The sequence below is a fragment of the [Flexibacter] sp. ATCC 35208 genome, assembly GCF_001975825.1.
Lineage (GTDB): Bacteria > Bacteroidota > Bacteroidia > Chitinophagales > Chitinophagaceae > Chitinophaga.
In genome coordinates this window covers 43,176-54,153 of the sequence record NZ_MTKN01000051.1, presented here as the reverse complement: position 1 = coordinate 54,153, position 10,978 = coordinate 43,176, and the positions used below count along the sequence as shown (strand labels likewise).

The following is a 10,978-nucleotide window of genomic DNA, read 5'->3' as shown; positions in this document are numbered from 1 at the left end:
CTTCACCCGGGACTTGTTCGCTATTACCGGTAACTATTACTTTCATAATTACAGTATTAACAAGGTTATCAAATGGTCAACTTCACCCGGGACTTGTTCGCTATTACCGGTAACTATTACCCTCATAACTAACGCATTAATAAGGTTCCCAAATGTACAATACTTCACCGGGGACTTGTTCCCCCATACCTGCTTTTAGTAAGATCTCCAAATATACACTACTTCACCCTTGAATTTGTCCGCTTCACCGGAGAAAAAAAGCTCCTATTGGGTAAATTTCTGTCTATTTGCTATAAATCTAAAACATGAAAAACAAAATAGGATTAATTACAATTTTTGTATTGTTTTTGGGAATGTGCCAGGGTGCATTTGCACAGGATGGAACTAAGAAGGACCAGGCTGCGAAAGCAATCACTGATACCATGCAGGTACATCTTTCTCTGAATGATGATCAGTACAAAAAAGTGTATGATATCAATGCGCAGTTTCTGACCAAACTGGCAGGGATTAAGCAGGACAACGGTGGCAAACTGGCCAAATTACAGAAATTCAAGACTGCAGATCAGGAAAGGGATGCCGCGCTGAAACCAGTATTGTCTGACGATCAGTTTAAGAAATTTCAGGAAAATAAGAAAGCGAGAAGAGAGGAAATGAGAGAGAATTATAAAAATAGTAAGAGCTAACGATCAGCTCAGGCACTTTAGCCTTTAGTAAGAATAAAATAAAAACCTGATTTCCATGAAAAAGATATTGATTTGTTCTGTTTTGGGTTTGTTTTGCGCCGTAGGCACAACCGCGCAGGTAGTTGTTGTAAGACCAGTACATAGAGTAGTCGTAGCCGCTCCACCACCCGCAAGAGTTGTGGTAGTCGCAAGGCCAGTTCCTCCACCTCCACCTGCAAGATTCGTGGTGGTCGCAAGACCAGTCCCACCACCTCCACCCAGCGTCGTAATCGTCAGACCAAGACCAATTGTTCGCGTATACGCAAGATTATAAAATCACTTCAGACAACTGCTGCTATTACATTAACTGGAATGGCAGTAATAGTAGTGGTTGTCTGTACCTTCTACACCACCATGAAGACCTTCTACACGACCATGGACAACCCGCTACAAGACAATGAACCCCTTTTAAACCACCATGGCCATCCCTCTTCACCACAGCCACCTGCTCTACCACTTCCACCTCTTCACCACATCCACCCGCTACACCACTATCGGCAAACTAAACCCAAACGTCGCCCCTTCCCCCAACTTACTATTCACCCATATCTTTCCCCCCTGTGCCTCTATAAACTCCCTCGATATCGACAACCCTAACCCTGTCCCCGCTTTCTCGGGCGTACCAGGCACTTTAAAATACCTATCAAAAATCTTCGGCAAATACTTCTCATCTATCCCCCTCCCATGATCCTCCACCGTAAAAGAAATATTATTATGATGAATAGTCGTCGTCAACACAATCTCATCATCCTCCGGTGAATACTTCACCGCATTCGTCAAAAAATTCGTCAACACCCACGCCGTCTTCTCCGGATCCGTCAGCATCTTACATGAAGTACCAGCTTCTTCCACCCGCACCCTGATATTCTTCTGCTGTGCTAAAAAACTCACTGTACTCGTCGCATTTTCAATAATAATCTCCGGACTCACAGGCGCTATCTTCAACTGTATATGCCCCGTTTCTACCTGACTCATATTCAGCAACTCACTGGTGATCTTTAACAATCTGTCTGAATCATCCGTAATACTCCTGATCAACTCATCCTGCTCTTTATTTACCGTACCCACCCGATGATCCGCCAATAACTGCGCACTCATTTTTATACTGGCAATAGGTGTCTTTAACTCATGAGAAATGGTCGCAATAAAGTTCGTCTTTGCCTCATTCAACTCATGGAAAGGCGTGATATTCCGTAACACAATCACCTGCCCGATCACCCGCTCATTATTATCTACATTGATCACATCAAGATGGAAATAACTCTCTTTATTATCCGCAAAGATCTTCAATTCCTTCTCCTTATTATTCTCCTGCAATAAACTGCGCATCAGATCATTCTGCAACGCCACATCCGGGGCATACTTACCAGCTATCTCCATTTCTTTCAACCCTAACAACTTCTCTGCTACGCGATTTGCAAATAGAATATGCCGGGTATCATCTATCCCGATAATACCATCATTCATCTGGTTGATGATCGTATCAATACGGGATTTTTCAAATTTAATTTTAGCAAGATTACTATGTTCATATTCATTCAGCTTTTCCGCCATCGTATTGAAAGCCTGTGCCAGCTCTCCGAATTCATCATGCTGATTCAAATGTATCCTGCGCGAATAGTCTTTATTGACAATAGATTTGATCCCTTCTGATAATGCATTGATAGGCTCACTGATAATACCCGGGAAGTTCACCGCCAGTGTAAATGCAATCAATGAAAGTAAAGAAAAGATAAGCACCAGCCAGTTACTAAACCGCTTTGCATTAGACATCGCAATATTGTTCTTCGCAAAGATAGCCTGTTGATTGGCGGTATTGATCAGGTATATTTTCTCTCTTAATAATTGTTGCAGTGAGTCATTTGATGGTGATTTTTTTAACTGCTCAAAAAGCGCCCGCACAGCGCCTGTCGCCGCACCCTCACCGGGCTCTGTGATATTCGCTTCCTGTTTAGCCAGGTTTTGCTCAAAGGTTTGAATACTGGCAGGATGCGTATGAAACTCCTCGAGTGTCTGCAACATATTATTGCTATACACCAGCGTCTCGTAGTTATCTTTCAATACAAGATGTGCATCTTTCTTCATCAGATTGATAGAGAAGATACCCAGCAATCCGGATACAAGGATGGCCGTAAATAAAAAACCAATGCCTATACTTAATTTCGTTTTCAGGCGCATCTTATGACAGAATTATAATATCAATATCCGATTCTGACAACTTCCCCAGCAACTGGGAAAATACAGCCGTATTCAACACCATCCCCAATACATTCAAATGAGGTTTGCCCATACAAATAGTGGTAATGTTCTTTTCTTCGGCTGTGGTCATGATCGTTTTGGCAATATTACTACTTTTTACTTTCAGTACTTCTCCTCCCAGTTCCATTGCCAGTTTGAAATTATTGATCAGATGGCGCTGAGAGGCCAGCTCGATCCTGTCCATATTCTCCTTTGGCGTTTGTACATACAACACATAGAACCGGCTTTGGTAGTACGCCGCCAGTCTGGCCGTTTTGCGGATCACCTTGCGGGCTATAGCATGATTACTGCTGATGCAGGCCAGAAAGCGTTCACTGCGTAGGTGTGCTGTGCGTGGAAGAGCAGTCTCAATTTTATGCTCCACCTGCGAAGCTACTTCTTTCAATGCCAGCTCACGGAGTTGTAAGATCTTTTCCGGCTGGAAGAAGTTCTTCATGGCTACCGCAATCTTATCCGGGGTATAAATTTTCCCTTCCTTTAAACGGGTGATGAGCTCATCGGCTGTGAGGTCAATATTGACCACTTCATCTGCCTGCATTAAAACGTTGTCAGGAATCCGTTCCGATACATCAATCCCCGTAATATTCTTTACTGAAGCCTGCAGGCTTTCTATATGCTGTATATTCACCGCGCTGATCACATTGATCCCCGCATCGAGTATCTCCATCACATCCTGCCAGCGTTTTTCATTCTTGCTACCTTCTATGTTAGAGTGCGCCAGTTCATCGATCACCACTACTTCCGGGTGCAGGTTCAATACCGCCTGCATATCCAGTTCGTCCAGCATCTTGCCTTTGTAAAATAGCTGGCGGCGGGGTATAACAGGCAACCCCTCCAGTAAGGAGTGGGTTTCTGGCCTGTTATGTGTTTCGATGTATGCGATCTGGATGTTGACACCGTTCCGCAGGAGGGTCCTTGCCTCTGTAAGCATACGATAGGTTTTGCCTACACCGGCACTCATGCCGATGTAGACTTTAAATTTTCCTCTTCTGGACTGACGGATCAGGTCGAGGAAATGTTGGACATTATTTTCTTTTTCAGTCATGAAAAGAAAGGCTGTTTTGTTTTTATCCTGAAAAGGAATTTTTTATTGAACCACCACCTGTTCCCCTGCACGCACGCCTACCCGCAATCCCGCATGTTCTTCCGGCGTATACAACATCGCTGTACATATGCAATGCTTAAAATCCTTTTTCTGTAAAATGTCATAATTGACACAACCCTTACACCCTGCCCAGAAATTCTCATCCTTCGTGATCTCACTAAATGTAACAGGCTCAAATCCCAGTTTGGTATTCATTTTCATTATCGTCAACCCACTCGTAATACTGAATACCTTTGCTGCAGGATACAGTTCCCCCGATAACCGGAAGATTCTTTTCTTAATCCTGGAAGCGACCCCCATATTACGAAAGGCAGGGTTCACTATCAAACCAGAATTGGACACATACTCCCCATGCCCCCATATTTCAATATAAGAAAATCCTACCCAAACTTTATCAGCCGTCACCGCTATTACTGCCTTTCCCTGCCTGATCTTGTCAATAATAGTAGATACAGGTCTCTTTCCTATTCCGGTCCCCCTGGCTTTTGCCGAAGCTTCCATTTCATCCGTAATTGTGGCAGCATATTTAATGTCAGAAAGAGTCGCCTTTCTGACGATTATCCGGTCGTGTTCCATTGTGCAAATTATTTTAACGCGTCCAGCGCGATATTGAGTTTTAAGACATTAATTTTATCCGGGCCTAACCACGATTTATCTGTGTGGTTGGCGATTAATTGGTGCAATACACTGACGTCTATATGACGGGTAGCAGCAATTCTGATTACCTGTATGTCCGCAGCAGCGGGAGAGATGTCCGGATCCAGACCGCTCCCGGATGCAGTAACTAATTCACTTGGAATGTCTGCCATTGCAGTACCGGGATTATGTGCCATAAAGGTATCGATACGCTCCTGTACTGTTTTGATATAATCAGGATTGCTCGCTGCTTTGTTTGAACCACCGGAGCCTGCTGCATTGTAATCTACAGCAGAAGGACGACCCTGAAAATATTTATCTTCAGTAAATTTCTGTCCTATATTTTCGTAACCTACTACTTTACCATCGACAGTTATTGTGCGTCCTTTGCCCTGTCCATTAGCAAAGTGTGCGACACCTGCAATCAACAGTGGATAGGCTACACCTAAAACTAAGATCAGTATTAGGGTGAGTTTTATAGATGGCAAGAGATACTTTTTCATAATTTCAAATTTTACATAAAGATTGACAGGAACAGGTCTATCAGTTTGATACCGATAAAGGGGATGATTACACCACCCAGACCATATATAAACAGGTTTCTGCGCAACAACGCACTTGCCCCAATTGGCTTATAAGCGACACCTTTCAGTGCCAGTGGTATCAATGCCGGTATGATAAGCGCATTGAAGATCACAGCAGAGAGGATCGCACTCTCCGGACTTTTCAGGTGCATAATATTCAGTCCCTGTAATGCGGGTATAGCTGTCACGAACAGCGCCGGCACAATGGCGAAATATTTAGCCACGTCGTTGGCAATAGAGAACGTAGTCAATGTACCACGGGTCATGAGCAACTGTTTACCGATCTCTACGATCTCAATGAGTTTGGTAGGGTCGTTGTCCAGGTCCACCATATTCCCTGCTTCTTTTGCCGCCTGTGTGCCACTGTTCATCGCCACACCTACATCCGCCTGTGCCAGTGCAGGCGCATCGTTTGTACCATCACCCATCATCGCCACGAGCTTACCACCTTCCTGTTCACGACGGATGTAAATCATTTTATCTTCCGGCTTTGCTTCGGCAATGAAGTCGTCCACACCTGCTTTCTCTGCAATGAATTTAGCCGTAAGTGGGTTATCGCCTGTCACCATTACCGTCTTTACACCCATCCGGCGCAAACGTTCAAAACGCTCACGGATACCGGGTTTGATAATATCCTGCAATTCGATCACACCCATTACCTGTTCATTCTGACTCACCACCAGTGGCGTACCACCATTGGAAGAGATCTCTTTTACTTTCTCCTCTGTTTCAGCAGGAAATGAATTTGCAAGTTTGCGAATCGCATCATACGCCCCTTTACGAATACGCAGGTGACCTACATTCACACCACTACAACGTGTCTCGGCTGTAAATGGAATAAACGTAGCACCGGTCGACTGTAAACTGCTGGCTTTGATACCTTTCTCCGCAGCTAATTCAATGATCGATTTACCTTCAGGTGTTTCATCTGCTAAAGAAGCCAATACGCAAGCTTCGAAAAATTCTTTTTTACCGATAGCAAAAGCAGGCCAGAAATGAGTCGCTTTTCTATTACCGATAGTAATAGTACCTGTCTTATCGAGCAAGAGCGTATCCAGGTCACCAGCGGTTTCCACGGCTTTACCACTTTTTGTGATCACATTCGCTCTCAGGGCGCGGTCCATACCTGCTATACCAATAGCACTTAGTAAGCCACCGATAGTAGTAGGAATAAGACACACAAAGAGAGAGACAAATGCAGCAATGGTGATCGGCGTATGTGAGAAGTCACCAAAAGGTTTCAGTGTCACACATACAATAATGAAAACCAGTGTAAAGCTAGCCAGCAGGATCGTAAGGGCGATCTCATTCGGCGTCTTCTGCCGGCTGGCGCCTTCTACAAGGGCGATCATTTTGTCCAGGAAACTTTCCCCGGGATCCGTGGTTACCTTCACTTTAATTTTATCACTCAGTACTTTGGTACCACCGGTTACAGAGCTTTTATCTCCGCCTGATTCGCGGATCACCGGCGCAGATTCACCTGTGATGGCAGATTCATCTATGGTGGCTAGACCCTGAATGATCTCACCATCCATAGGAATCATATCTCCGGCTTCACAAATAAAGATATCACCTTTGCGCAGTTGGGAGGAAGGAACTATTTTCACTTCGTCCATAAAGATTTCACCGACTGCCAGTATTTTTTTGGCGGGGGTTTCTTCTCTTGTTTTACGCAGACTTTCCGCCTGCGCTTTTCCCCTTGCTTCGGCGATAGCTTCTGCAAAGTTGGCAAAGAGTAGGGTTAAAAACAGGATGATAAAGACCGTAAGATTATATCCGGGCGCCCCCTGTGAGCGATCGCCGGTAAAGTAGGTATATATGGTCACAGCCAGCATGATAGCAGTACCTATCTCAACGGTGAACATGACCGGGTTGCGGAACATGATCTTTGGAGACAGCTTCACGAAAGCCTGTTTCAGTGCGCCGGCAAATTTATAATTAGACATGACAGATACTATTTAATAAAGTTGAAAGAATTCAGCAATAGGTCCCAGTGTCAAAGCCGGGAAGAAAGCCAGTGCAGCTACGATCATAATCACAGCATACGTCATGATACCGAAAGTAGCCGTATCCGTTTGCAGCGTACCTGCTGATTCAGGTGTATATTTCTTGCCGGCCAGGATACCTGCGATCGCTACCGGACCAATGATTGGAAGGAAACGACCTAACAACATCACCAGACCCGTGCTGATATTCCAGAAGATATTATTGTCACCCAGCCCTTCAAAACCGGAACCATTGTTGGCGGAGGCAGAAGTATATTCATACAACATCTCTGAAAAACCATGGTGACCGGGATTATTCAACCATCCCGCCTGCGGATGATAAGCCGCGATAGCAGTACTCACGAGTACAAGGAATGGATGGAAGAGGGCAATGATCGCAGCGATCTTCATTTCCTTTGCTTCTACTTTTCGCCCCATGAATTCAGGGGTTCTGCCTACCATGAGACCGGATATAAACACGGCGATGATGAGGAAGATAAAGTAGTTGAGCAGGCCCACACCTTTACCGCCATAAAAGCAGTTGATCATCATACCGAGTAGTTGCATGGCGCCGGAAAGCGGCATAGAACTATCGTGCATAGAGTTCACCGAACCGGTAGAGATGATGGTCGTCATCACCTGCCAGTAAGCAGAAGCTGCTACGCCGAAGCGGACTTCCTTGCCTTCCATGGCACTGTGATCATGCAACCCGATTTTTGCAAGGGCAGGATTACCACCCAGTTCGGAGAGCATATTGGGGATCATCAATGTGAGCATACCAATGGTCATCACACCGAAGATGGCATAACCGAGTTTCCGGCGATTGATGAAGAACCCAAAGGCAAACACCAAAGCCATTGGAAGTATACATTGAGCGATGGCTTCCACCATATTGGTGAAGTAGCTGGGATTTTCCAGCGGGTGGGCGGAGTTAGCGCCGAACCAGCCACCACCGTTAGTACCTAAGTGTTTGATCGCGATCATGCCGGCAGCCGGGCCACGGGATACCTGTACCGTATCACCCTGCAGGGTGGTAATGGTATCCTTGCCATCGAAGGAAGCAGGCGTACCGCTAAAGGCGAGGATGATAGCCATGATCACAGCTAACGGCAATAACAGGCGCGTGATCGTCTTAATAAAGAAAACGAAGAAGTTACCCAGCTTCTCAGTCGTTTTGCCTGCAAACGCCTTAAAAAGCACCGCTACCGCTGCCACACCGGTTGCTGCAGATAAAAATTGCAGGAAGGTGATGACGAGGAGCTGTGTCAGGTAAGTTAATCCGGATTCGCCGGAATAGTGTTGCAGGTTACAGTTGACGAGAAAACTGATACTGGTATTAAAGGCCAGATCGGGAGTCATGCTCGCATTACCATCCGGGTTGAGGGGAAGGTGAGACTGGAACAGGAGTACGAAGAAGGCATAGATGAGCCAGACCAGGTTGATGGTTAATAAAGCCACCATGTGCTGTTTCCAGTTCATTTCCTTATTTGGATCGATGCCGCAGATGCGGTAGAGGAATCTTTCAAAAGGATGGAGAAAGTCGGTAAAGGTGGGCGCCCCGCTGAACACTTTGGCAATGTACTTTCCGAGGGGGAAAGCAATCAGTAAGGTGATTAAAAAAGTGGCTAAGACGCCTGTCATTTCGCTGTTCATTTTAGAATTTTTCAGGTTTTAAGAGCACATACACCAGGTAGATGAATACGAGGACGGATATGATCAGAAGTAATGTCATCATAGCTTAAATGTTTTCGAAGAAGTCAATAGATTTATAAAAGATGTAAAAACAGGCTGCTAAGATGAGCAGGTAGATGAATGTGAGCATATGTTTAAGCGTGTAATTGTTGGATATAAATAGAGAAGATGTTAACGGGCATCTTGCTTTGTATTTCCTGCCATTCCTGGCGGGAACAAACCATTTTCATGGCGCTGAAGCTGTAGATGAATACGTTTTCGATGGCTGTTTTTACCAGCTGATTACCTTTGTTGTAGATTTTTTCGGCCAGGAGCATGGAGTGTTGTACTTCTCTGATTTCATGGTCCTGGATCATTTTCAGGGTATAATTAGCCAATACTTTGATACAGAGATAGGCAGAGCCGAATACGGGGGCTTTGACTATTTCTTTTTGGATGGAAGGGATTTCATCTGCGATTTCGGCAGCGGCTTCATATTGGTTCATAAAAAATGATTTTTATATGGGGAGTGAGGCCAATTGGTGTGCCGGGGTGTTTTTTCTAATTTAAGTGGTTGATTTACAATATGAATGTAAAATAAGTGAAATAATAAAACCCTCTCATTTTGAGAGGGTTTTATCAATTTGGAGGGGCCTGCGGCCGGCTAGAGTTTATACTCTTCAATCTTTCTATACAGCGTAGCAAGCCCTATGTTTAATAGCTTTGCTGCTTCTGTTTTATTGTTTTTAGTATGATGCAACACCTTAATGATATGTAACTTTTCTACACTTGCGAGATCAAATGCAGACAGTATATTTGAGGACTTATCTGCTATCTGCAGGTCAAAAGGTAAATGCTCTACTTTCAATTCATCCCCATCAGCGAGTATCACCGCCCGTTCCAATACATTTTTCAACTCACGTATATTCCCTTTCCATTCATGCAATTGCAGTTTCTCTACAAATGCCGGCGACATAGTAAATGGCTTTCGGTTATTGCGATTGGCAGCGAGCTGGATGAAGTATTCCGCCAGAGCGGGAATATCTTTTTTTCTTTCTCTTAAAGGAGGTAAGGTAATTGCGAATACATTCAGTCTATAATATAGATCTTCCCTGAAAAGCCCTTTCTCAGCTTCTGTCTTCAGATCCCGGTTTGTCGCTGCAATGATGCGTACATTTACTTTGGTAGGTTTGGTATCGCCTACTTTTATAAACTCCCCGGTTTCTAATACGCGGAGTAGTTTGGCCTGTAAGTCCAGCGGCATTTCACCCAGTTCATCCAGGAAGATGGTGCCGTTATTCGCTTCTTCAATCAATCCTTTTTTATCACGGGTGGCATTGGTAAAAGCCCCGGCTTTATAACCGAACAGTTCACTTTCCAATAATTCCCTGCTGAAGGCGCTACAGTTCAGGGCTACAAAGGGTTTGCCGGCGCGCCTGCTATTATTGTGAATAGCCTGGGCAAAGACTTCTTTACCCGTGCCGGTTTCACCTAATAATAATACGGTCGTATCGGAAGGGGCTACTTTGCTGGCCTGAGCGATGGCATCGGAGATGGGGCGGGAATTACCAAGGATACTTTCAAAGCTATATTTCTGTCCTACCTGTTTTTCCAGTTTTTCGATACGTTTTTGCAGCAACACTTTTTCATGGGCACGGTTCAGCAAAGGGATGATACGGTTATTGTCATCTCCTTTGGTGAGGTAGTCGAAAGCCCCGTTTTTAATAGCCTGCACGCCGTCGGGGATGTTGCCATAGGCAGTGAGGAGGATGACTTCAACAGAAGGATATTTTTCTTTAATGGTCTTTACGTAATCTACGCCACTGCCGTCGGGTAGTTTTACATCGCAGAGCACGACATCAATTTCTTCTTTATCGAGTAACTTTTGTGCTGATTTGATATTACCGGTTTCCAGTACGTTGTAACCTTCCAATGTGATGAGGCGTTTCATCAGGCTGCGTAACTTCTCTTCATCGTCGATTATGAGTATCGTTCCTGCCATATAGTTTATTTGTG

General features: G+C 44.7%; 10 protein-coding genes. 1 reads left to right on the top strand and 9 read right to left on the bottom strand.

What is annotated here, in order from left to right:
- Positions 1–305: 305 nt before the first annotated feature.
- Positions 306–683, top strand: coding sequence for a hypothetical protein (locus BW716_RS26010; RefSeq protein ID WP_083727605.1), 378 nt, complete (start codon positions 306–308; stop codon positions 681–683).
- A gap of 522 nt (positions 684–1,205) precedes the next feature.
- Here the strand turns inward: BW716_RS26010 and BW716_RS26005 are convergent.
- The 9 genes from BW716_RS26005 to BW716_RS25965 form a co-directional block, all read right to left on the bottom strand.
- The gene (locus tag BW716_RS26005) at positions 1,206–2,900 is read right to left on the bottom strand and encodes an ATP-binding protein (protein ID WP_083727603.1); all 1,695 of its coding nucleotides are present in this window, start codon (positions 2,898–2,900) and stop codon (positions 1,206–1,208) included.
- A 1-nt stretch (position 2,901) separates the two neighbouring features.
- Positions 2,902–4,026, bottom strand: coding sequence for a histidine kinase (locus tag BW716_RS26000; RefSeq protein ID WP_083727601.1), 1,125 nt, complete (start codon positions 4,024–4,026; stop codon positions 2,902–2,904).
- A 42-nt stretch (positions 4,027–4,068) separates the two neighbouring features.
- The gene (locus tag BW716_RS25995) at positions 4,069–4,662 is read right to left on the bottom strand and encodes an N-acetyltransferase (protein ID WP_083727599.1); all 594 of its coding nucleotides are present in this window, start codon (positions 4,660–4,662) and stop codon (positions 4,069–4,071) included.
- Positions 4,663–4,670: 8 nt separating this feature from the next.
- Positions 4,671–5,225, bottom strand: a complete 555-nt coding sequence (gene kdpC, locus BW716_RS25990) for a potassium-transporting ATPase subunit KdpC (protein ID WP_083727597.1) — start codon at positions 5,223–5,225, stop codon at positions 4,671–4,673.
- Positions 5,226–5,236: 11 nt separating this feature from the next.
- Positions 5,237–7,252 carry a potassium-transporting ATPase subunit KdpB gene (gene kdpB, locus BW716_RS25985; protein ID WP_083727595.1) on the bottom strand — a complete coding sequence of 672 codons (2,016 nt, stop codon included), beginning with the start codon at positions 7,250–7,252 and terminating at the stop codon, positions 5,237–5,239.
- 12 nt (positions 7,253–7,264) lie between these two features.
- Positions 7,265–8,932, bottom strand: a complete 1,668-nt coding sequence (gene kdpA, locus BW716_RS25980) for a potassium-transporting ATPase subunit KdpA (protein WP_235643950.1) — start codon at positions 8,930–8,932, stop codon at positions 7,265–7,267.
- A gap of 13 nt (positions 8,933–8,945) precedes the next feature.
- The gene (gene kdpF / locus BW716_RS39085; protein WP_368677926.1) at positions 8,946–9,023 is read right to left on the bottom strand and encodes a K(+)-transporting ATPase subunit F; all 78 of its coding nucleotides are present in this window, start codon (positions 9,021–9,023) and stop codon (positions 8,946–8,948) included.
- Positions 9,024–9,117: 94 nt separating this feature from the next.
- Positions 9,118–9,468: a hypothetical protein gene (locus BW716_RS25970; protein WP_083727589.1), complete on the bottom strand. Its 351-nt coding sequence runs from the start codon at positions 9,466–9,468 to the stop codon at positions 9,118–9,120.
- A 158-nt stretch (positions 9,469–9,626) separates the two neighbouring features.
- On the bottom strand, positions 9,627–10,964 hold the full coding sequence (locus BW716_RS25965) for a sigma-54 dependent transcriptional regulator (RefSeq protein ID WP_083727587.1): 1,338 nt from the start codon (positions 10,962–10,964) through the stop codon (positions 9,627–9,629).
- Positions 10,965–10,978: the final 14 nt, after the last annotated feature.

Coding starts and splice junctions, on each gene's coding strand:
- BW716_RS26005 (WP_083727603.1), bottom strand. CDS start 2,900: ATGCGCCTGAAAACGAAATTAAGTATAGGCATTGGTTTTTTATTTACG.
- BW716_RS25995 (WP_083727599.1), bottom strand. CDS start 4,662: ATGGAACACGACCGGATAATCGTCAGAAAGGCGACTCTTTCTGACATT.
- BW716_RS25965 (WP_083727587.1), bottom strand. CDS start 10,964: ATGGCAGGAACGATACTCATAATCGACGATGAAGAGAAGTTACGCAGC.
- kdpB (WP_083727595.1), bottom strand. CDS start 7,252: ATGTCTAATTATAAATTTGCCGGCGCACTGAAACAGGCTTTCGTGAAG.
- kdpA (WP_235643950.1), bottom strand. CDS start 8,932: ATGACAGGCGTCTTAGCCACTTTTTTAATCACCTTACTGATTGCTTTC.
- kdpF (WP_368677926.1), bottom strand. CDS start 9,023: ATGACATTACTTCTGATCATATCCGTCCTCGTATTCATCTACCTGGTG.
- kdpC (WP_083727597.1), bottom strand. CDS start 5,225: ATGAAAAAGTATCTCTTGCCATCTATAAAACTCACCCTAATACTGATC.
- BW716_RS26010 (WP_083727605.1), top strand. CDS start 306: ATGAAAAACAAAATAGGATTAATTACAATTTTTGTATTGTTTTTGGGA.
- BW716_RS25970 (WP_083727589.1), bottom strand. CDS start 9,468: ATGAACCAATATGAAGCCGCTGCCGAAATCGCAGATGAAATCCCTTCC.
- BW716_RS26000 (WP_083727601.1), bottom strand. CDS start 4,026: ATGACTGAAAAAGAAAATAATGTCCAACATTTCCTCGACCTGATCCGT.